The sequence below is a fragment of the Limnobaculum xujianqingii genome (assembly GCF_013394855.1).
Classification (GTDB): Bacteria; Pseudomonadota; Gammaproteobacteria; order Enterobacterales; family Enterobacteriaceae; genus Limnobaculum; species Limnobaculum xujianqingii.
This window is the reverse complement of the sequence record NZ_JABMLK010000001.1, coordinates 1,549,990-1,573,646: the sequence shown is the minus strand read 5'-3', so window position 1 is coordinate 1,573,646 and position 23,657 is coordinate 1,549,990. Positions and strand designations below refer to the sequence as shown.

At 33.4% G+C, this 23,657-nt stretch carries 17 protein-coding genes; 13 read left to right on the top strand and 4 right to left on the bottom strand.

Features of this window, described 5'->3' with window-relative positions; all coding sequences use genetic code 11:
- Positions 1-39: 39 nt before the first annotated feature.
- The 4 genes from crr to cysK all read right to left on the bottom strand — a co-directional run bounded on the left by crr (position 40) and on the right by cysK (position 4,294).
- The gene (crr, locus tag GOL65_RS07155; RefSeq protein WP_108901690.1) at positions 40-549 is read right to left on the bottom strand and encodes a PTS glucose transporter subunit IIA; all 510 of its coding nucleotides are present in this window, start codon (positions 547-549) and stop codon (positions 40-42) included.
- A 201-nt stretch (positions 550-750) separates the two neighbouring features.
- On the bottom strand, positions 751-2,478 hold the full coding sequence (gene ptsI / locus GOL65_RS07150) for a phosphoenolpyruvate-protein phosphotransferase PtsI (RefSeq protein ID WP_140919917.1): 1,728 nt from the start codon (positions 2,476-2,478) through the stop codon (positions 751-753).
- Positions 2,479-2,523: 45 nt separating this feature from the next.
- Positions 2,524-2,781, bottom strand: coding sequence for a phosphocarrier protein Hpr (gene ptsH, locus GOL65_RS07145; RefSeq protein WP_047781613.1), 258 nt, complete (start codon positions 2,779-2,781; stop codon positions 2,524-2,526).
- Between the two features lie 544 nt (positions 2,782-3,325).
- Positions 3,326-4,294: a cysteine synthase A gene (gene cysK / locus GOL65_RS07140; RefSeq protein WP_140919916.1), complete on the bottom strand. Its 969-nt coding sequence runs from the start codon at positions 4,292-4,294 to the stop codon at positions 3,326-3,328.
- A gap of 1,410 nt (positions 4,295-5,704) precedes the next feature.
- Here cysK and tviB point away from each other — a divergent pair.
- The 13 genes from tviB (at position 5,705) to GOL65_RS07075 (ending at position 23,583) form a co-directional block, all read left to right on the top strand.
- Positions 5,705-6,988, top strand: coding sequence for a Vi polysaccharide biosynthesis UDP-N-acetylglucosamine C-6 dehydrogenase TviB (gene tviB, locus GOL65_RS07135; RefSeq protein ID WP_140919915.1), 1,284 nt, complete (start codon positions 5,705-5,707; stop codon positions 6,986-6,988).
- A gap of 28 nt (positions 6,989-7,016) precedes the next feature.
- Positions 7,017-8,045, top strand: coding sequence for an NAD-dependent epimerase/dehydratase family protein (locus GOL65_RS07130; RefSeq protein WP_140919914.1), 1,029 nt, complete (start codon positions 7,017-7,019; stop codon positions 8,043-8,045).
- A gap of 46 nt (positions 8,046-8,091) precedes the next feature.
- The gene (locus GOL65_RS07125) at positions 8,092-9,510 is read left to right on the top strand and encodes a lipopolysaccharide biosynthesis protein (RefSeq protein WP_140919913.1); all 1,419 of its coding nucleotides are present in this window, start codon (positions 8,092-8,094) and stop codon (positions 9,508-9,510) included.
- On the top strand, positions 9,507-10,805 hold the full coding sequence (locus tag GOL65_RS07120) for a glycosyltransferase family protein (protein ID WP_140919912.1): 1,299 nt from the start codon (positions 9,507-9,509) through the stop codon (positions 10,803-10,805). Before GOL65_RS07125 ends, GOL65_RS07120 begins: the two co-directional genes overlap by 4 nt.
- A gap of 65 nt (positions 10,806-10,870) precedes the next feature.
- On the top strand, positions 10,871-11,860 hold the full coding sequence (locus GOL65_RS07115) for an EpsG family protein (protein ID WP_140919911.1): 990 nt from the start codon (positions 10,871-10,873) through the stop codon (positions 11,858-11,860).
- Positions 11,861-11,876: 16 nt separating this feature from the next.
- Complete coding sequence (locus GOL65_RS07110; protein ID WP_140919910.1) at positions 11,877-12,995, top strand: glycosyltransferase family 4 protein; 1,119 nt, start codon at positions 11,877-11,879, stop codon at positions 12,993-12,995.
- Entirely contained in the window at positions 12,995-14,926 is a 1,932-nt protein-coding gene (gene asnB / locus GOL65_RS07105; RefSeq protein ID WP_140919909.1) for an asparagine synthase (glutamine-hydrolyzing), read from the top strand. The genes GOL65_RS07110 and asnB overlap by 1 nt, the downstream gene beginning before the upstream one ends.
- Positions 14,926-16,038: a glycosyltransferase family 4 protein gene (locus GOL65_RS07100; RefSeq protein ID WP_140919908.1), complete on the top strand. Its 1,113-nt coding sequence runs from the start codon at positions 14,926-14,928 to the stop codon at positions 16,036-16,038. Before asnB ends, GOL65_RS07100 begins: the two co-directional genes overlap by 1 nt.
- A gap of 1,751 nt (positions 16,039-17,789) precedes the next feature.
- Positions 17,790-18,866: an LPS O-antigen chain length determinant protein WzzB gene (locus tag GOL65_RS07095; protein ID WP_140919907.1), complete on the top strand. Its 1,077-nt coding sequence runs from the start codon at positions 17,790-17,792 to the stop codon at positions 18,864-18,866.
- A gap of 69 nt (positions 18,867-18,935) precedes the next feature.
- On the top strand, positions 18,936-19,844 hold the full coding sequence (rfbD, locus tag GOL65_RS07090; RefSeq protein ID WP_140919906.1) for a dTDP-4-dehydrorhamnose reductase: 909 nt from the start codon (positions 18,936-18,938) through the stop codon (positions 19,842-19,844).
- A 220-nt stretch (positions 19,845-20,064) separates the two neighbouring features.
- Complete coding sequence (gene rfbC / locus GOL65_RS07085) at positions 20,065-20,619, top strand: dTDP-4-dehydrorhamnose 3,5-epimerase (protein WP_140919905.1); 555 nt, start codon at positions 20,065-20,067, stop codon at positions 20,617-20,619.
- A gap of 145 nt (positions 20,620-20,764) precedes the next feature.
- Complete coding sequence (locus tag GOL65_RS07080; protein WP_140919904.1) at positions 20,765-22,282, top strand: lipopolysaccharide biosynthesis protein; 1,518 nt, start codon at positions 20,765-20,767, stop codon at positions 22,280-22,282.
- Between the two features lie 47 nt (positions 22,283-22,329).
- Positions 22,330-23,583, top strand: coding sequence for a glycosyltransferase (locus tag GOL65_RS07075; RefSeq protein ID WP_140919903.1), 1,254 nt, complete (start codon positions 22,330-22,332; stop codon positions 23,581-23,583).
- Positions 23,584-23,657: the final 74 nt, after the last annotated feature.

Below are 23,657 nucleotides of genomic sequence, written 5' to 3'. Positions count from 1 at the left end.
CGGAGCCAAAAGGCTCCGTTTTTATTTAAAACTTAATCATTACTTCTTAATACGAATGACGGGCGTTTCTCCCACTACAACGCTACCGCTAAGCTTAGTCAGCTCTTTGATTTCATCCATATTAGAGATTACAACAGGTGTCAGCGTAGACTTAGCTTTCTCTTCAAGTAAGGCCAGATCAAATTCGATCACTAAATCACCTTTCTTGACGTGCTGGCCTTCTTCAGCAATACGCTTGAAGCCTTCACCTTTCAGTTCAACGGTATCAATACCGAAGTGAACAAACAGTTCAATACCACTATCAGATTCGATAGAGAACGCATGGTTAGTTTCGAAGATTTTACCAATGGTGCCATCAACAGGAGCAACCATTTTGTTGCCGGTTGGTTTAATTGCAATACCATCACCAACGATTTTTTCAGCAAACACAACATCAGGTACATCTTCAATGTTGACAATTTCACCGGACAGCGGAGCAACAATTTCAATGCTGCCTGCGTCTTTTTTATCATCAGAAACGAGTTGTTTCAGCTTGTCGAACAGACCCATGATTTTCTCCTCAGCAAAAATATTTTAATCGGCGTTGCCTTAATGCTTACCCATTAGTCTATTTTACATGTTATTTTGGGCCTGAGTAGTGGCTAATACCTTAATTATACGTTTGTCGCTTAAGGTATTTGTTCACTAACTCGGCCCAAAGTGGCTGTAACAATAGCTGCTACAGGGATCGGCTTTTATTATAAAGCTAACTTAGCAGAGCGTTTTTTCTTCAATGAATTTATTTACGATTGCTAATACCTGCTCAGCTGTTGGTTGTGCTAATGCATTTTCCGCCAGCGTTTTTACATCAGAATAGTTCGCGTTGCGAATGATTTTCTTGATGCGAGGTATTGAGATAGCACTCATACTAAACTCATCCAGGCCCATGCCGAGTAGCAACAGAGTTGCTCGTTCGTCACCTGCTAACTCACCGCACATTCCAGTCCATTTGCCTTCTTTGTGAGAAGCATCGATAACCTGTTTGATTAAGGTTAACACAGATGGAGAGAGTGGGTTGTAGAGATGAGAAATCAGCTCGTTGCCACGATCTACTGCCAGAGTATACTGGGTTAAGTCGTTTGTCCCAATACTAAAGAAATCAACTTCTTTTGCTAAGTGATGCGCAATAGTGGCAGCTGCAGGGGTTTCTACCATTACACCCACTTCAATTGTCTCATCAAAAGGAATATTCTCTTTTCTGAGCTGATCTTTTAGCATTTCCAACTCAGCTTTCAGTAAACGTACTTCTTCTACTGAGATGATCATTGGGAACATAATACGCAGCTTGCCGAAAGCAGAGGCACGCAGAGTTGCACGCAACTGTGCATGAAGGATCTCTTTACGGTCTAAGCAAATACGGATAGCACGCCAGCCAAGGAATGGGTTTTCCTCTTTAGGCAAATTCATATACGGCAGGTCTTTATCACCGCCGATGTCCATAGTACGCAGAATGACAGGCAAATCACCCATGGCTTCAACCACAGCTTTATAAGCCTGAAATTGCTCTTCCTCTGTTGGAAAAGCATCGCGATCCATAAACAGGAATTCGGTACGGTAGAGGCCAACACCTTCAGCACCATTACGCTCAGCACCAGGTACATCACGTACGGTACCGATGTTAGCAGCTACTTCAACCTGATGACCGTCTAGTGTGATTGCAGGCAGGTCTTTCAGTTTAGCTAACTCATTTTTATCACTCAGATACTGAGCTTGAGCGGCTTTTAACTGATCGATAGTTTCTGCTGGTGGGTTTACGTAAACTTTGTTGTTTACGCAATCAAGAATCAGATAATCACCATTTTTCACCTGTTTGGTGACATCATTAGTGCCGACAATCGCAGGAATTTCCAGCGAACGGGCCATGATGGAAGTGTGGGAAGTACGACCACCTAAATCAGTGATGAAGCCGAGAACTTTATCTAAGTTTAACTGAGCAGTTTCTGACGGAGTCAGATCGGTTGCAACCAGAATAGCTTCATCCTGGATAGCGCCCAGATCGACAATAGTCATCCCCAGAATGTTTTGTAACAAGCGCTTGCCGATATCACGAATATCAGCAGCGCGCTCTTTTAAGTATTCATCTTCCAGACTTTCAAGTTCGATCGCCTGAGCTTCAAACACACCATGAGCGGCGGCATCAGCACTTTCCAATTTCGTTTTGATTCGGCTTTCGACTTCCTGCTCGAGGTCTTCGTCCTCCAACAGCATGATATGACCTTCAAAGATGGCCGCTTTTTCTTCACCGAACGTTTCGCTCGCTTTTTCCATGATGGCATTAAGCTGGGTGCTGGCTTTATCGCGACCAGCTTTAAAACGGGCTATTTCGTGCTCGATGTTATCGCTGGAAATCTTCTTGTTATTAATGACGATTGGATCGTCCTTTAATATAAGAGCCTTACCAAATGCTATGCCTGGAGATACTAGGATGCCTGAAATCATAAGCCTACCTTAATCTAAAACGGGTGTTAAAATGTAATACAGGGCTTATTCAAGTTCTGCCATTAACTTTACAAGATGCTCAACAGCTTGTTGCTCATCTTCGCCTTCAGCTGAAATAGTCACCACAGTACCTTGAGTCAGGCCAAGAGTTTGTAATTTAAACAGGCTTTTAGCACTGGAGCTCTTGCCATTTGAAGTAACGGTGATATCAGAAGTAAAAGCTTTCGCTTCTTTTACAAACTGTGCTGCTGGGCGGGTATGCAGGCCGTTTGGTGCAGTTACTGTAACATCTTGCTGGAACATAGTGATCCTCAACTTAGTTGGATTAAAGCTTTTGGCGTTAACACTTAAGTTTAGCCTATTATTTTTACTAATACGGCGTTAGCGTAACAGCAACATTGCCATATTAATGCTGGAATGCGCGGGATAGATGGAACTACGTGAGGGGCCTTAGCAGCCGTTTCTTGTTGTTCCGAACTACGATATCTCACTTACGCTATTATATATGGCTCCTTTTAGCAAGAAGCTAAACGATTAAGAAGTGATTTAATTCGCGCATCGAAAAAAGTATTTAGCTTGATACGCGTTGAGGCGAAAAAAATCAAATTTTTTTATTTAAAAGCGAGATGTGGTGCACAGAAAATGGTCTGAAAAATAGCATTGGTTACGAAAATGTTATTTGATTGGATCATGAATTTAAACAGAGTGAATGTTTTGTAACGATCGAATTTTTAATAGAAAAATGATTATCTGGTAGCCAGAAAAAAGCAGATTGTTTATCTAAGTAAAAAGCCACCACAAAAAACATTTGTGGTGGCTTTTAGTAAAATGGTCAGTGAGTACTATCTTACTGTTGTAACTCTTTCTCAGTAAACAAATCAGCAAAAAGAGGAGTGCTTAAATAGCGTTCTCCTGATGAAGGTAGAATCACCACAATGTTTTTGTCGGCAAACTCAGGTTTTTCAATTAAACGCAAAGCGGCAGCTACTGCAGCACCTGATGAAATACCGGCCAGAATACCTTCTTCGTCCATCAAGCGACGGGCCGTAGAAATAGCCTCTTCATTAGTTATTTTTTCAACCCGGTCAATCAAACTAAGATCAAGGTTACCTGGAATAAATCCGGCACCAATACCCTGAATTTTATGTGGTCCAGGTTTTAATTCTTCTCCAGCTAATGCCTGGCTAATAACCGGAGAGTCAGTTGGCTCTACAGCTACTGAAATAATCTTCTTACCTTTGGTATTTTTTATATAACGGCTTACGCCAGTTAATGTACCACCAGTACCAACACCAGCGATAAACACGTCTACATTACCATCGGTATCTTCCCAAATTTCAGGACCGGTAGTTTTCTCGTGAATTGCAGGGTTAGCGGGATTGTTAAACTGCTGTAGCATTAAATAATGTGCAGGATCGGATGCAACTATCTCTTCTGCTTTAGCTATCGCACCTTTCATACCTTTTGCTGCTTCGGTCAGAACAAGATTTGCGCCCAACGCTTTTAACAATTTACGACGCTCAAGGCTCATCGACTCTGGCATAGTAAGCGTTAACTTATATCCACGAGCAGCTGCAACGAATGCTAAAGCAATACCGGTATTACCACTGGTTGGTTCGACTAATTCAACACCTTTCTTTAATGCCCCACTCTTTTCAGCATCCCAAACCATATTTGCACCGATTCGGCACTTCACACTAAAGCTGGGATTACGGGATTCTATTTTCGCCAGGATTTTCCCATTACCTATGTGATTCAAGCGTACCAGCGGGGTATGACCGATGGTTTGTGAGTTATCTTCATAAATCTTAGTCATGGTTTATCCTTTAATATTATGAGTTTTTTAGAGAACCCATATAGCATAGCGCTAAACCCTGTAGCGTAAAGGAAAGTTTTGGCATATCGATATGTGATTAAGGAATAAGTTTTATAAGAAGTAATATAACCTTTGATGAAATTTAGTGGGCATAGTATAGTCAAAGGCTCAAATAGAAGAACGTTATTGTAATTGATTTTATAAACTTTGGTATATAAGTACGCTGTTAAATGCTAATGAGAAAATAAATTTTTAAAAAATGATGATAATAAATCAAGGTATAACATTATGAGGAACGAATATTATTCCTTATTTTAGTGTGCTGGTAGCTATTAAGCCAAGGCGGTAGCATATATAAAATAGTTAAACTATTGTCAATTAGAATAATACAAAAATGTCACATTAGTATCATGAAAATATAACCATTGTATTAATTGCAAATGAATCCAATTAATATTGGATATTTGGATTTACTTGTATTCTAATTTAAGTTATGTATTAAGTCCGGAGATCATCAGATAAACCCTGTTTTTATTTAAGAGGTTCTGATAGCTGAGGTGGATTTTTGAAATGCCCACTTTGTAAGCAAAAATAGCTCTAGTGAAAAGGTATGGGCAAGGGAGTACTGGACATCAGCATTATTGTTGTCAGGTATGCTGTAGAAGTTTCAACTTGAATATTGTGCCTGCAAATAGTGAATAAAAACACAAATTATTGCTCTTGTTATAAGTAATACCGGTATTCGAGAAACTGATTGCATATCGACACTAATGCCGTTGTGCACATTAAAGAATTCTCGCCACAAAACGTAATCTCTCTTCTACTGGATAATCTGGCAATTCAGCTAATTAGTGAAGTGGATGAAACGTGATAATTTGTTGGCAACAAAAGAATCAAAGTCGGCAAAGGTACTCAAAATCGTAGAAATGCATGATAATAGCATTGATATATTTATCGAGCGTTAGCATCATATATTGTAATGCCATCTACAATATAAATATATGACCGAAGAATCTAATATAATTAAACCTAAATGGATTGAATTAAAGTAAACTTGATGGGGCATCTTAATTTCTTTTAGGTAAAGATGTATTAGCGATTATGGCTGAAAGCATTAATAAATGACCTATAGAACTAGATACATTATCAAAAGCAGTTCATTAGTTTAGATAATTTTTAAGCTAATAGTGCTATAGTCAGATAGTTAGCTATTTAAAAAGTCCAATTGTACCTATAAGTAAAGAACAGCCAAAAATAGGATTAATTCTAATTATAGGTGTTATTCTTGATAGAATAATTGGTTTCGGGATTGTGATTATTTATAATGAGTCGAAAAGACTCAATGCTTTGAATTAATAAGTTTCAATTGATAATTTAATATTATATAAATTAAGTTAAGGTTTCTTAAAAATGTCTAGAGAGTTATTAAAGAGCGATGTAATTGCTATTGTTGGGTTAGGTTATGTAGGATTACCTTTGGCGGTAGAATTTGGTAAAAAATTTAATACAATAGGTTTCGATATTAATGCTAAGCGTATTACTGAACTCACTTCAGGAAAAGATCACACATTAGAAGTTTCTTCTATTGAGCTAGGAGACGCTAAATATCTCCAGTATACATGTGATATTGAAAATTTAAAAAAAGCATCTATTTATATTGTTACAGTACCAACACCTATTGATGAACATCATCAACCCGACCTTAGCCCACTGATTAAGGCTTCTGAATTATTAGGAAAAGTAATAAAATATAATGATGTAGTTATCTATGAATCAACAGTATATCCTGGAGCAACTGAAGACGATTGTGTTCCTATTCTTGAAACGGTATCAGGACTGAAATTCAATAGGGATTTCTTTGTTGGCTATAGCCCAGAGAGAATTAATCCGGGTGATAAAACTCATCGAGTAACAAATATTAAAAAAGTTACGTCTGGTTCGACTCCAGCAATCGCTTCATTTGTTGATACTCTTTATCAGCAAATTATTACTGCTGGTACACATAAAGCATCTTCAATTAAAGTTGCAGAGGCTGCAAAAGTTATTGAAAATACTCAACGAGACTTGAATATAGCACTAATCAATGAATTAGCGATTATTTTTAATAAAATGGGAATCGATACTGAAGCTATATTAGAAGCCGCTGGTACTAAATGGAATTTCTTACCTTTCCGTCCAGGTCTTGTTGGTGGTCATTGTATTGGTGTGGATCCATATTATCTAACTCATAAAGCGCAATCTATCGGATACCGTCCAGAAGTTATATTAGCTGGTCGCAGAATTAATGATGGAATGGGACGTTATGTTTCATCTCAATTAGTAAAATCCATGCTACATAAGCGTATACATGTTAATGGTGCAAACGTATTAATAATGGGATTAGCATTTAAAGAGAATTGCCCTGATGTTAGAAATACGAAGATTTTTGATATTTATAATGAATTAAAAGAATATGGTATAAACGTTGATGTTTATGATCCTTGGGCTTCTATTGAAGAAGCTAAGCATGTATATAATATTAATTTGAAAGATAAAGTTTCTAATAATAGTTATGATGCGATTGTAGTCGCTGTCGCACACCAGGAATTCAAAGATATTGGCGTTGAAGCAATCCGTAACTTAGGTAAGAAAGAACACGTTTTATATGATCTAAAGTATCTGTTCTCAAAAGAAGAATCAGATATACGCTTGTAAAGTTAATGACCTATGGGTAATGAATGTTATGACTGCAATTGATAAAGCGTTTGAAAATTTGAAGAGAGAGACTAAGACTTGGTTAATCACAGGTGTAGCTGGATTTATCGGATCTAATCTATTGGAAAATTTACTAAAGTTAGACCAAAAAATTATAGGATTAGATAATTTTTCTACAGGATTTCAATATAATCTTGATGAGGTTAAAAGTTTAGTTTCTGAAACTCAATGGAAAAATTTTACTTTTTTTAAAGGAGATATTAGAGATTACTCTACGTGTGAGAAAGTTGTAAAGGGAGTGGACTATGTATTACATCAGGCTGCATTGGGCTCTGTTCCTCGTTCAATAAATGATCCAATTACAACAAACTCTACGAATATTTCAGGGTACTTAAATATATTAACAGCTGCAAAAGAGGAAAGAGTTAAAAGTTTTGTATATGCAGCAAGTAGTTCTACTTATGGCGATCATCCTGCATTACCAAAAGTAGAGGATCGTATTGGTAATCCTCTATCACCTTATGCAGTAACAAAATATGTTAATGAATTATATGCGGACGTATATAGTCGTTGCTATTCATTCCATTGCATTGGTCTACGTTATTTCAATGTATTTGGTCCTCGTCAAAACCCTAATGGTGCATATGCAGCAGTGATACCCAAATGGATATCACAAATGATACATGGGAGTGATGTCATTATTAATGGTGATGGTGAAACAAGTAGAGATTTTTGTTTTATTAGAAATATAGTTCAAGCTAATATTCTTGCAGCGTTAAGTTCTCCAGTTAAAAGTGAAGTGTTTAATGTGGCTGTTGGAGATAGAACGACGTTAAATCAATTGGTTAAGTATATTCAATTTTATTTAAAAGAGAATGACGTTTTTCATAGTAAAAAACCAATTTATCAGGATTTCCGTATTGGTGATGTAAAACATTCTCAGGCAGACATATCTAAAATATGTAGTCAGCTTGGGTATATACCTAACTATACAGTGAAACAAGGTTTAGAAATTTCAATGCCATGGTATATTAAGAAAGATTTTAACCAATGTTAAAGGTTGCGTGATTTATGTACGTTAACAAACTATCTACATTATATAAATGAATATTAAAACAATAGGTTCATATAGTTTTGGGCCAATAATATCAGCCGCTTTAACATTAGTCTCATTGCCATTGACTGCCTATATCTTTAGCCAAGAAGATATAGGCCGTTTTGGTTTATTGCAAATAATATCATCTTTAATTGTAGTTATATTTAGTCTTGGTTTAGATCAAGCTTATGTTAGAGAGTATAATGAAGTAGATAAAAGGGGTAGATGTTCACTCTTTAATGCTTGCATATTACCAGGCCTATCATTATTATTATTATTTTTTGTAATATTATTTTTATTTTTTGAGACATATCTCAAAAAAATATTTGAGTATAATAATTACTATCTACTATTTCTTTTATCTTCTTTTGTGTTTGTTTTGTTTTTTGAGCGTTTCTTCTCTGTTTTTCTTCGAATGGAAGAAAAACCAATTGCTTACTCAATTACGCGTATAATACCAAAGTTAGTGCTATTAATTTTGCTCTTTTTTGTTTTATGGAAGAAAGGAACTGATGATTTTATAACATTGTCTTTAGTTCATATCATAAGTTGGAGCGCTGTTGTCATCGTTTTATTTTATTTTCTCAGAAAAATAATAAAAGATGGTATAAAACAAAAGATTGAATATGAAAAAATAATTAAGTTATCTGCTTTTGGTATTCCATTAATTTTAAGTAGCCTTGCTTTTTGGGGGCTAAGTTACTCAGACCGTATATTTATAACAAAATATTCAACATTATCTGAGTTGGGCATTTATACAATGGCTGTAAATATCGCTGCGATATCAGTATTAGTTCAACAAGTATTTTCAACCATATGGCAACCAATGATATATAAATGGATAGCTAATGGTTTTGACCATGAGAAACTAATCATCATTGGAAATAGAATGACGGTTGTTGCTATTGTTTTAATGACTTTAGTTGGGTGTTTTTCTTGGATCATTGATGATATTTTACCTAAGAATTACTCAGGTATTAACTATATTATTGTAGTTTGTGTAATGCCTTCTTTTCTTATTGTTTTATCAGAGATCACAGGTATTGGTATAAGTATTAAAAGGAAAACTATTTATCTATCTTTTATAACGATAATGGCTTTGGTTGTAAATGTAATTTGTAACTATAATTTTGTTCCTTTATTAGGCGCAAAAGGTGCCGCAATATCAACAGTCATAGCATTTTATTTTTTTTTCCTTTTGAAAGTATTATTTTCTAGTTGGATTTGGATTAAATTGCCTACTGTCAAAATATCATTCTCTGTCTTTATATTGGTTATTACATCAATTATCTTCAGTTTATGTGGTCCAGAATATCAGTATTTAATGTATTCAGTTTGGTTAATTCCAATCTTTATTTCCATCATATTTTTCTATGATGTGTATTTAGATTCTTATAGATATATAATTTCTAGGTTTATAAAATGATATTTGTACATGGGTCATTAGCATTAGGTGGTGTAGAAACATTTTTCATTAGAATGGCTAAAGAGCGATTGAAAAGAGGATTAAAAACAACGATTGTTCTCTTGTCTGATGAAAGTTCAAGTAATCCTGATTTGTTAAGTGAGGCTAGAAAATATGCTTCAGTATATTTTATTTCTGATTTGTTATTTTTTGGGGGATTTTTGACAAAGATATTACCTCCTCATGCATATTTTTTTCTGCCATTAAATATGAATAAGGTTTTCAATATATTTCATAACGCGGAACATGTTCATGTATCTTGTGGTTGGTGTGCTGTTTTTTCATTTATTTTTTTTAAAAAGCTTGGGGAAAATATACCTTTGTCAATAGGTTTGTATCATTCATTAGAGTTCGTATGGAAAGGCCTTGATAAGAATTTACCTTATTTTGAGATGGTCAATAGAAAGATATTTTTCAATATACTGAGTGATAAAAATATCATATTTTTCAATGATAACATGATAAATTTTTATAATTCTCATAATAAAAGAGATTTTTCAAAAGTAAATCTTTTCCCTTTGGGTGTAATAAGTAAAAATACCATTGTTAATCAAAGTATGGAAAGGCCAAACGATAACCATAGCATTAGAATATGTTCAGTTGGTCGATTAGAGTATTTTAAAAAATATAATCTTTGGATGGTGGATGTTGTTGCTAATTTGAAACAACACGGGTGCAAGGTCATATATGATATCTATGGTAATGGGACACTATATAATGAGATAAATAACAAAATTAATACATTAGGGTTGAGTGATAATATTAGTTTAAGAGGGAACTTGGACTATTCTAAATTTTGTTCAACTATCATGCAATACGATTTATTTATTGGTTCAGGTACAGCAATTGTTGAAGCGGCTGGCTTAGGTATACCTTCTATTATAGGTATAGAGAATATCGAAACCCCACAGACATATGGCTTTTTTTGTGATATAAAAGGTTTTTCTTACAACGAAGATGGCATGCCGCAAGATAAAGTAGGGGTTGAGGAGTTGATTTATAACTATATGAAATTAAACGATAACGAAATAGCTTCATTATCGGAAAAAAATAAAAATAAAGCAGAACTATTTTCTATAGAAAGTTGTGTGGACAACTTTAACGGAATTTCGCTCAGGGAAATTGATATTTCCAGTGTGAAAAATGAATCATCTCTTATCGGTCGTATCCGTTATGCTTGTAGTTTGTTTTTATATTCCATTCGCTGTAGAATGAGTGGGAAAACACTATCCTCTGTTGTTAGAGAGTCTCCATAGAAATTATCTGAATACATGAAAATTAATTCATGTTATTTAGTTATCGTATGAAAATGGTATAACTAATGGCTATTGTATATCCAGTATCACAACCATCATTTTTAAAAAATAATGCGTCAAAAAACGTTATATTTATATGCGTTTTAATATCTCTTTTTTACGCTATTATTTTGACTTTATTACCAATGGATGTGTTTCAGGATAGGGATAATTATCTTAACTACGCTAATAGCTCCAGAATTATCTTAGAAAGAAATCTTAATGATGGTTTTTTACCATATTTAACAAATGAGCCAGTTTGGTTGTATTTGAATGTTTTAATATCTTCTATATTTGGTGGTGAGAATACTGTTCGTTTTATTATCTTTTTTAGTTCATTCCTTGTATCTTATTCATTCTTGAGAATAGGTTATAGTAAAACAAGTTTATTTATTCTTATTCTTGTTTTATTGATGCCTCAGGTATTAAAGAATCACACGACACATTTGAGACAAGGTGTTGCGGTTGCTATTTTTATTTTCGCTTTCCTTGTAAATAATAGATTTAAATACCTATTATTGTTTATGACGCCTTTTATTCATGCGAGTTTTTTCTTTTTATTACCTATTTATATTTTTTCAGAATTAATTAAGAAATATAAATTTAGCGGTTTTATCTTATCGCCAAGAGAAGTAATGTTATTGTATATCATTTTTACCTTTTTATTAACTTTTCTTTTTCCCTACATAATACAGTTTAGCGGTGCTCGACAGGCTGAACAATATGTCAATGTATTACCTGATGGTAGTGGTTTAGGTTTTTTAATTTGGAGTGTATTTTTCTTTCTTTTTATCCTTCAAAGTAGTAACTGGATAAGGAATGAATTCTATTCATTATTTTCAGTTGGTTTTTATTTGTCTACTTATTTTACTTTAGCAGTGACAGCAAGAGTGTTTGAGTCAGCGTTTTTATTTGTTTTTTTATCTATGTTTTCGACTAGGAAAGATTATCGGCTTCTTTTTATTGTATTGTGTATGATTCTATTCATTAGTCAGTGGTTTCTTTTACTAAAATGATACTTTAGGTTGTTAAATGATTGCTCATATTATAATTGGATTAGATGTTGGTGGTGCTGAAATGTCTTTAGGCCGTTTGGTTACGTCAAGGACAAATAATAAAGATGATGTTGTGATTATTTCATTAACTGATGTCGGCCATATTGGTAATGAGTTAAAACTTAAAGGTTTCAAAGTATATAGTTTGGGTCTAACTGGCTTGTTATCTGTTCCCATTGTTATTTTTAAATTATCGAAGTTACTGCATGAAATTAATCCTTCAATAGTGCAAACATGGATGTATCACGCTAATTTTATTGGTGGAGTATCTGCATTTTTGGTTGGTTGCAAAAATATTATATGGGGAATTCGTTGTACTTTTGTACCAACAGGCAATAAAGCTACTTATGTTATAATGAAACTTGGAGCTCTATTGTCATATGTGATACCCAAATATATTATTTGTGTCGCAGATGCGGCCAGAAAGTCACATATATCTTATGGTTATGCAAAAAGAAAAATGATGGTTATCTCAAATGGTTATGATATTAATCAATGGAAGCATAATCAGAATGCGAGGGGTTTGTTAAGAAACTCTTGGGCTATAAATACTGAGACTAAAGTCATTGGATGTGTTGGACGCTATCATAATGATAAGGGGCAAGACATTTTTGTTAAAGCAGTAAACCCTTTAGTTCAAAAATTTTCAAATCTTAAATTTATCTTAGTAGGTAGGGGATGTGATAAGTCTAATGATGAATTAGTTCAACTTATTAATGACCTGGGATTACAAGATTTTTTTATTTTATTAGGCGAGCATAATAATGTCAGAGATTGTTTATCTGCATTTGATCTATTTTGTATGCCTTCCCGCTCAGAGGGATTTCCTAATGGGTTAGCAGAAGCTATGGCTATTGGATTGCCTTGTGTTGCGACTGATGTTGGTGATTCTCGTGTACTTGGTGGAGATTCCGTTGTTTTTTCAGAGCCCACAATAGAGTCCTTAACATCAAGTATTGAATATGTACTGAATAGACCAGAAATTCAGTTATCCTTGGGTGCTACGGCTTCTAAGAGAATAGTAGATTGCTATTCGATGGAGAAAATATCTGAACAGTATGAACTACTTTATGAAAAATTAAGGAAGAATGATTAATGTGTGGTTTTTCAGGTTTTGTTAATCGTGGTAATTTTCCAATCGATGCTGAACTGATTTTGAAAAATATGGGAGATGCTTTATTTAATCGAGGGCCTGATAGTAGTGGTGTTTGGGTAGAACGTACTGCTAAGTTGGGTTTTTCTCATCGACGATTGGCAATTGTTGATCTCTCTTCGTCAGGTTACCAGCCAGCTGTTTCTCATTCGGGTAAATATGTAATTGCATATAATGGTGAAATTTATAATCACTTGGAGTTAAGAAATAAATTATGCAATGAGTTCTTTGATATACAATGGCATGGTCATTCGGATACAGAGACTTTACTCACTGGTTTTGAACATTGGGGTGTTCAGAAAACATTAGAAATGTCTGATGGCATGTTTGCTTTTGCTTTATTTGACAGGGAAATGAACACATTGATATTAGGCCGAGATAGAATGGGGGAAAAACCATTATATTATGGCTGGCAAAAAGAAATATTTTTCTTTGGTTCTACAATTAAATCATTTAAATGTCATCCGGACTTTATTGGTGAAATAGACCGTGAATCTATCGCTACGATGTTGAAATATAGTTATATACCCGCCCCTCATTCAATTTACAAAGATATTTACAAACTATTTCCAGGCCATTTCATTACGCTTAATTTGGATGATTATTCAATTCAGACAACCGAATATTGGTCAGTCAAATCTATATGTAAAAACATTAAACTATTTGATGGTACAGAAAACGAAGCTGTGCTTACCCTTGAAAAATTATTGAAAAAATCTGTAGGGCAGCAAATGATTGCCGATGTACCTTTGGGGGCTTTTTTATCTGGAGGAGTTGACTCGTCAATTATTGTGGCATTAATGCAGGCTCGATCTGATACCCCTGTTAAAACATTTTCAATAGGGTTTCATGAGGAAGAATACAATGAAGCCATTTATGCTAAACGTATTGCAGAACATTTAGGTACGCAGCATACGGAATTATATATCTCACCTGAAGATGTTTTAAATACAATACCTTTACTTCATGAAATATATGACGAGCCCTTTTCTGATTCATCACAAATTCCAACATATCTTGTTTCAAAGATGACTCAAGAACATGTTACAGTCTCACTTTCTGGCGATGCTGGTGATGAGTTATTTGCTGGTTATACACGTTATACAATGGCATATAATTTATGGAAAAGGTTAGTATGTTTCCCTAAGTTGAGTAGAATTTTGCTGTCTAAGCTTATATTTCTTTTGCCTATATCTGTGTGGAATTTCCTGGGTAGTTTATTGCCTAAAAAATATAGGATATCAAATTTTGGCGATAAGCTATATAAGTCTACTCATATTATAACTTCAGATAGTGTCATGGAAGTTTATAATAACTTGATTGTGCATTGGCTTTTCCCTGAGGAATTGGTTTTAGGTGCAACAAAATCTACTGATATAATGAAAAATAGAGATAGATTGCCATCTTTATCACATGATATTGATAATATGATGGTTCTGGATATGCTGACATATCTACCGGATGATATTCTAGTAAAAGTAGATAGGGCAGCTATGGCTGTATCATTAGAAACCAGAGTTCCTTTTTTAGGGCGTGAGATTGTTGAATTTGCACTATCGCTACCTGTTGAATATAAGATTTATAACAATACTTCTAAATGGTGCCTGCGTGAGGTTTTATATAAATATGTTCCTCGAAATTTAATTGAAAGACCTAAGAAAGGGTTTGGTATTCCTATTGGAATTTGGCTAAGAGGCCCTTTAAAGGAATGGGCTGAAGCGTTACTTGATGAAAAAAGATTGATTGAAGAAGGCTTTTTGGAACACAAGGTAGTAAAAAAACTTTGGGAAGAACACCTTTCAGGTAAGAGAAACTGGCAACATAAATTGTGGAATATATTAATGTTTCAGTTATGGTATGAGAATAATAAATAATGAAAAAAAAGATATTATATGTTGTGAATGTTGATTGGTTTTTTGTGTCGCATCGCCTGCCAATTGCCTTAAAAGCAATAGATGAGGGATTTGAGGTGTATCTGGCATGTGGTATCACAGATAAGCAGGAAATGTTAGAAAACCTGGGGTTGAAAATTTACCCTCTTGCGATTAGTCGAAGTGGAACATCACTTTTGTCAGAGCTAAAGCTTTTTTTTCATATTTATAAAGTTGTATCAAAAATAAAGCCTGATATCATACATATGGTAACAATAAAACCTGTTATTTATGCTGGAATTGCTAGTAAATTACTCAACATTAAGAAGCGTATATTTTCTATATCTGGTTTGGGTTATGTGTTTATAGCTTCTGGTTTTAAGGCTACATTATTTAGATATGTAATTTCTCTTTTCTACCGATTATCTATAAAATGTAAAAATTCTATTGTTATCTTTCAAAACCCAGATGATAAGGATTTATTTTTAAAATTAAATATTGTTAATCTAAGTCAATCTATTTTAATCAGAGGTTCTGGTGTTAATTTAGATAAATATCCTGTTTTACCTGAGCCGGATGGTGTACCTGTTGTAATGCTTATGGCGAGATTATTAATTGATAAAGGTGTTTTAGAGTTTGTTGAAGCTGCAAAAATTCTTAGAAACATTATCGATGTACGTATGGTTTTGGTTGGTGATGTTGATGATAGTTATCCTAATTCAATTACTAAATTAGAGCTCGAATCTTGGGTTAATTATAATGTTATTGAATACTGGGGGTATACTGATAATCCGGCAAAAACTATTTCTCAATCAAATATTATAGTGTTGCCTTCATATCGAGAAGGGCTACCTAAAAATTTAATTGAAGCAGCGGCTTGTGCCAGAGCTGTTATAACTACAGACGTCCCTGGGTGTCGGGATGCAATTATTCCTGATGTTACAGGCACTCTGGTTCCTCTGAAAAATGTAAATGCTTTGGTTGATAATATTCTTGACTTGATTAATAACTCTACTAAAAGATATTCATTTGCTAAACAAGGCAGAATATTAGCTGAGAATGCCTTTAATATAAATCATGTTATTAATACGCATATAGATATATATAAGTCATAATATAACAAGTTTGAGCATTGCATTTTTAATCACTGAAATTAATGAATTCGTAAGAGAGTACTTTAATTATCTGAAAGATAAAGTATGTAATGATATTTATTTATCATTACATTGTTTGAGCTGTCCTTGATTTAATACCACCATGTTTTTAAATCAATTAATAAAAGCGAGGCTATTATATTATGGCAAGACAACTTTATACTCTTGAGTTTAAGGCAGAGCCGTTACATTACTATTTGAAAGCGGTAAATCAGTTGCTCTCATGACTCAATAATTTGATATAAGAGAAAATATTATCCATGACTGGAAAAATTGTATCAAGGATAAGCCTGATTCCGCCTTTCCAATTCCCCATAATCCTCTGAGCAAAAATTAGAAATACGTTGTCTAAAAGCCAAAGCAGCCAAACTGGAAGAGGATAAAACTATCCTAAAAAACGACGGTATTTTTTGCACAGGGAAAATCGCTGAAATAGACTATAGAAACTAAATTATCAGTTTTCTCTCTGTTAATCATCTTTGTCAGTTGCTTGCATGGCATGGGTAAGCACTTTGTACCCGTAAGCAATTAGATAATTTAATTATTGCCATAGATTAGGGTGCAACAAAACAGCAGTGGGACTTATAGTATACATCGTTTACAAAGTGATTTAAAGAATGGGCGGTGTTTTTATGGTAACACTCAGCTGGGTCGATTGATGAAACAGGTTAGCCTAAAAGCCGTTAATGAGTCCCACTATAAAGTGACAACCAAGAGTGGACATAATTACCCATTGCACCTAAATTTATTAGACCGTGACTTCCGCCCCTTCTGCTTGGGTATCCGCTATTACATACATCAAAACGGCGGAAGGCTTGTAATATCTGGCCACAATACTTGACCTATATTGGCTATCTCTATCTGAATGAGTTATCATTTTTTTACCAGCCTGATGTTGTTTTACTATCATGTTCAGGGTATTGATAATTAATGGCATTTTCAAAAAAAAAGGCTTAAGTTCCAGACAATGATTTTTCGAGTGATTCGGCTGTATACCAGTCATAACTATTGAGTAGAGTTAGGGAAATATGGATTAAGCTGCTCAATGAGTGGCAAGGGCTGCGGTTATGACAATATGGTGAGCGTTAAAAACAGGGGAATGTAGGGAAAAGCGTTAATTATCTGAGTCGCTGCAATGAGTTCAATATTTGATTATATCTAAGTGTTCTACAATCGCGATTGCAAGGATTCAACATCGGATGATTTATCTCCGGTTGATTATGAAGCGATAGCGTAATTAGCAGGGAATAAATTTTGGGACAGCTCCGCAATTCCAAATTTAAAAAAGTACATAGAACTAATAGGTGGAGTATTTACATATTGACTGCGATTGCATGATGTTCTTGTGTATCTCTATTCAGAATATTTAACAATCAAAAAGTTTATTACCATACAAGCCCTCATGTGTAAGGTTTGTTGCCCACTAGATATTCTAAATCTTAATCATTGATGCCATAGAGCGCTTTACTTGCGATTGAGGGGTAAGTGAGTATAATCGACAGCGCAATGACACCACGCTTATAATCCAGTATAAGATATAGATAAAAGTATTATTATATTGGTTTTGGCCTAATTAACTAACTTAGATGTGCTAGTGTTCATGCACTATCATTATCTATTGTGCCTTTAGGAGCTTAACCTAAGGGCGGTAGCATGCATTTTTAATGCATGTAAAACTGAATGCATTAAATTTCAATGAATTGGAATAGTAGATGAGCAATAAAGAGCAAATTCAATCACACCCCCAACCGGTCCTTTCTGGTTACTATCCAATGTATCACGCTACTAAAACTGAAGAGATCGATTTGTTCGATCTCTTTGTACAACTATGGAAGAAAAAGCATTGGATAGTTGGTTGTATGTTAGTGACCACACTTTTGTCTGCAGTTTATGCATTTACAGCTAAAGAGCAGTGGACTGCTACTGCCGTTGTTGATGTGCCAAATTTCGATTCAATGGATAATTATTATCAGGGTTCGAGATTGTTGGAGGGCAATGTTGATAGACCCACCTCATCAGAGGAAGTAGCTAATAAATTGTTTAAACAATTCATTTCGCAGGCCGGTTCTTATAATGAGTTAAGTAAATTTATTAGTGAAACTAATTATTTTAAAAAATTAGTTGAAGGAAAGAATGAACGAGATAGAGCTAATATATTGAATGAACTCATCGAAAATGTAAAATTAACTAAAAATCAAGACAATTTAATATATACCTTTAGTTTCTCAGCTACCACAGCCTCTGAAGCAAAAAATCTATTGGAAGAGTATATCGATAGAGTTAACGCTAATGTTAGCCAAGTTTGGTATGCCCAGTTAATGTCTCAAATAAAGAATAAAAAGCAAACATTGAAAAATCAAATGGCTGCTATTAAGAAAGTGGCAGAAGAGCAGCGCCAGGAAGAAATTAAGAATATTAAAATGGCACTGACTATTGCGGAAAGAACTAATATCCAAAAACCAGAGGTAACTGGTTTAACTCAGCTGGATAGCAACAGATTGTTTTTATTAGGTAAAGATGCACTAAGTGCTATGTCTGAAAGTATAGAAAAACAACCTTTGGTTCTAGGTGATTTTTATTATGATCTGCAGCGTCAGTGGATAAATTTAGATAATTTTAAAGTTGATAGTACCGATGCTAAAGGATTTAGTTATTTAAAGAGCCCTATTTCTCCAACAAATAAAGATAAGCCTAGAAAATTACTAATATTGGTCATTGGTAGTTTATTAGGTGTGTGCATAAGTGTTCTTTTTGTTTTTTTTAATGATGCTATCAAAAAAAGAAAATAGATTAGAAGTGTTTAAAACTGTGTTTATGACAAAAAATTGAATTACACAGAATTATAGAGAAATATTTTGATGACAAAAATTCTTCTGTTTGGCAAAACAGGGCAGGTAGGTTGGGAATTGCAACGTTCACTAGCACCATTGGGGAATGTTATTGCAGTTGATATTCATTCTACAGAGTATTGTGGCGATTTTAGCAATCCGGAAGGTGTGGCCGATACAGTCCGTCGGGTGAGGCCCGATGTGATTGTTAACGCTGCAGCACACACAGCTGTTGATAAGGCAGAAAGTGAACCTGATTTTGCTCTCTTATTAAATGCTATTAGTGTAGAAATCATTGCTAAAGAAGCTGAGAAGTTAAACGCTTGGTTGGTTCATTATTCTACTGATTATGTTTTCCCAGGTAATGGTGAGAAACCATGGTTAGAAACTGATATGACTGCGCCATTAAATGTATATGGTGAAACTAAACGTGCGGGTGAGCTAGCTGTTCAACAGAATTGTACAAAACATCTCATTTTTCGTACTAGTTGGGTATTCGCAGGGAAAGGAAATAATTTTGCGAAAACAATGCTAAAGCTGGCAAAAGAACGTAATTCGCTCTCGATAATTAATGACCAATTTGGTGCGCCAACAGGAGCTGAATTACTAGCTGATTGTACCGCTCATGCTATTCGCACCGCGTTAAGTAGACCTGAAGTCGGTGGACTTTACCATCTTGTTGCTGCGGGAACGACGACATGGTTTGATTATGCTCGGCTTGTTTTTGATGAAGCAGAAAAAGCGGGCTTAGTTCTGGCGGTAGAAAATATTTACCCTGTCCCAACAAGCTCCTATTCAACTCCTGCAAATCGTCCTCATAATTCACGCCTGAATACGCTAAAGTTTCAGCAAACGTTTAATTTAATATTACCTGAATGGGAAGTGGGTGTTAAACGAATGCTGGCTGAACTATTTTCTATGACGGCGAATCGTGTATAGTTAACATATAAAAAACGGAATCTTAGATTCTTTTTACTTATGGAAGCCTATAATTTATAGCCATAAATTGGAATCATATAAAATAAACTGGTATTAGATCATTATTGAATGCTGCGGTAAGGGATTTATAGATTTGAGGCCTGCAAGAATATTGGCTTCATTATTACTAAATAATGATTACAATAAATATTAGCTAAAGATAGTTAAAGGTTATTAAATAATGAACGTTATTAAGACAACAATTCCTGATGTGTTAATCTTAGAACCAAAAGTCTTTGGAGATGAACGAGGGTTTTTCTTTGAAAGTTTTAATCAGAAGGTTTTTGAAGAGGTTGTTGGTCGTAAAATTGATTTTGTACAAGATAATCATTCAAAGTCAATGATGGGAGTTTTGCGCGGTTTGCATTATCAGTTATCACCTCATGCTCAAGGTAAGTTGGTTAGGTGTGTTGTGGGTGAAGTGTTTGATGTAGCGGTAGATATCCGCCATGATTCAGCTACTTTTGGTCAGTGGGTTGGGTGCAATCTTTCTGCTGAAAATAAACGATTTATGTGGATACCTGAAGGTTTTGCGCATGGTTTTGTCGTTCTAAGTGAAATAGCTGAGTTTTTATATAAAACAACAAGTTATTATATGCCTGCTGCTGAAGGTACTATCGCATGGAATGATCCTAGTTTAAATATTAATTGGCCAATTAATAGAAATAAGATTATTTTATCGCATAAAGATATGAATGCAAAGAGTTTTTCTTTAGAGACTAATCAGTATTTATAGTTCTAATAAATAAACAATATATTAATTAGGTAATAAGAAATTCATTATTATTCTTTGAATTTTATATTTATAGGTTAATTGGTTCTTTAATAATTTATTTTTCATTAAATAATTTATTATTCATTAGAATAAGCAGTGAAAATAAATGTTAAAAAAAATAACAATACTTTATTCATCACAAATTTATAGAGCAATAATTCCTTTAATATTTGTTCCATATACAATCGGTATTCTAGGTGCAGAAAATTATGGATTGGTTTCTTTTTTTACAATGCTAATAGGATTGATTGGGATATTAGATGCTGGTATTGGAAGTGCATTTATAAAAATTGTTTCTACAAATCGATTTAATCAATATTCTTTTCAAAAGGTAATAAGTTTATTTCTTAAAGTATTTTTTATTTTTTTAATTATAGCATGCATAATTATTGTTTCATTTTATTTCAGCTCTGATTATATTGTTATTGGGTGGTTAAAAACATCAATTAATTATCCTGAAGCTATTTATTGCATAAAGTTAATTGGCATTATTTTATCAATAATGTATTTGAAATCATTTGTTTCAAGTTTTATAAATGGCATGGAGAGACAAGATATTCTTGCTCTTTGGGGCATTATATATACAACATTATTTTATTGTGGTTCTTATTTAGCAATAAAAAACGTGAGTAATGATCTCTATACTTTTTTTAAAATAATATTATTTGTATCAATACTAGATTTTTCTATTATTAGTTTTATTTGGATATTATTAGTATTTTTTAATATCAAGTTAACTAAGAAAAAAATAAATGAAACTACGCAATTTGATAAAATTGCAGATGAATTTTCTTTGCTAAAGATTGCGAAGTTTTCATTACAATTATCTGGATTATCAATTATCTGGATAATTGCGACACAAATTGATAAAGTAGTATTGTCAAAGTACCTAATATTAGAAGAATATGCTAATTACCAAATTGCTGCTCAGCTAGCTACTACCATATCAATTTTTACTGTTCCATTAACACAGTTTTTGCTTCCAAGACTAAGTGTGTTATATAAAGATAAAAATGAAAAAGAATTTTTAAGAATATATAATATATCATTATTTGTTTTTGTTGCGCTACTTTCTCCTATTATTCCTTATTTTTTTCTTTTTGGTGATGATATAATTTCATTATGGATAAGAAGTGACTTATTAGGTGCGAATATTAATGGTTATGCAAAATGGTTGATTGCTGCTGCACTGATTGCAGGGATTATGAATTTTGTATTTATTATCTTGTATGCACAAGGAAAATTAAAAAATCATTTTTATGCATATATTATTTACTCATCACTAACAATTCCATTGTCAGTTCTTATTGCTAAGTATTATGGCGCAGTGATTAGTGCTAAATTTGTATTTATACATTCTTTATTATTTATGATTTTTTGGGGGGGGTACTGTGTCCATAAATTAATGAATAAATTTATTAATTTTTTTGCATTGATTTTTGGCGGAGTTTTTATACTTTCTACAAGTATATTTTATATATTTTCAAATACAAAATATATTACATCAGTACCTATTCTTGATTTATTTATACCACCATTGATTAATTTCTTTATAACGCTATTAATATATTTTCTTGTAAAGAGATATATTCATTTGTTTTTTTCAAAAATAACATTAAATTAGTAATGTAGTTTATATCAGGTTAAATAGGATACCTAGAAGGCAATAAATTGAATATTTTACATCTATCTACTGGTGATGATCGTGGGGCATTTTTTGGTGCATTTAGGACTCATTTAAATTTAATAAAATATAATCATAATTCTTTAATGTATGTAGCAGAAAAAGGATCTATGGATGATGATGTTTATCAAATGTCCAAAAAAAGAACATCTTTCTTCAACTTTTTTTATAAGGTCTTACGTAGACTAATTGTTAGACGAAAAACAGATAAAGATCGTGCATATTTATTATATGGTACAACATTTAGTGTTTCTGAAATAGAAAAGAAAACTAAATTTAAGCCTGATATGATTATTGTTTATTATGTGTCCGGATTTTTATCTGATAAAGATATATATGAATTACAGAAATATTATCAAGTCCCAGTAGCTTTTTATTTGATGGATGCGGGAATGTTAACCGGAGGATGCCATTATCCTTGGGAGTGTATTGGTTATCAAACAACTTGCACTGGATGTCCTGCAATAAAATATCCGAATTTAATAAATATAGCTGAGAGAGTTTTAACTTCTAGAATAAAACAGTTTAGAGAAATAAATAGTATTTTCTTATCGGCTAGTAAATGGTTAGACGAAAAATATGATTTGAGTGCTATTAATGCAAAGTTTGGGCGAGAAAAACTATTGATTGGTATCGATGATGAATTGTTTTTTCCAAGATCAAAGCTTGTTGCACAAAATAAATTATCAGTAGAATTGCCAAAAGATAAATATGTATTATTTGTAGGGGCTCAATCATTAAATGTTCCCAGAAAGGGATATAAGTATTTAGTCGATGCCTTAAGTATTCTCGAAAATGATGGGTTTTTGCTGGATGGCATATCAATATTAACTGTTGGCGATAGTGATTTTAGTTTAAATAATGTTTCTCATACAAAATTAAAATTTATAAAAGATAAGACTCTTTATCCATATCTTTATAACTTAGCAGATGTTTTTATTTGTTCTTCTATTGAAGATGCAGGTCCAATGATGATAAATGAATCCATGATGTCAGGTGTACCTGTAATTTCATTTAAAATGGGTGTTGCGGAAGATCTTATCATTGATGGTGAAACAGGGTTCCTTGCTGATGATATTAATGCAAGTGCATTAGCTGAGGCAATAAAATCTTTTATTTCTAAAAATGTTGATGAAGTTGATAAAATGAAATTTCAAGCTAGAGAGTTTGCCTTGAAGACAACTTCAGCAAAAGTGCAAGTAGATACCTTAGAGCGTATTATATATAAAATCAGCACATGATTTTTTAGTTAATTGTGTAAAGTAATTAAAATTGAACTTTTCAAATTAAATTTTAATATTTGATTAATACTATT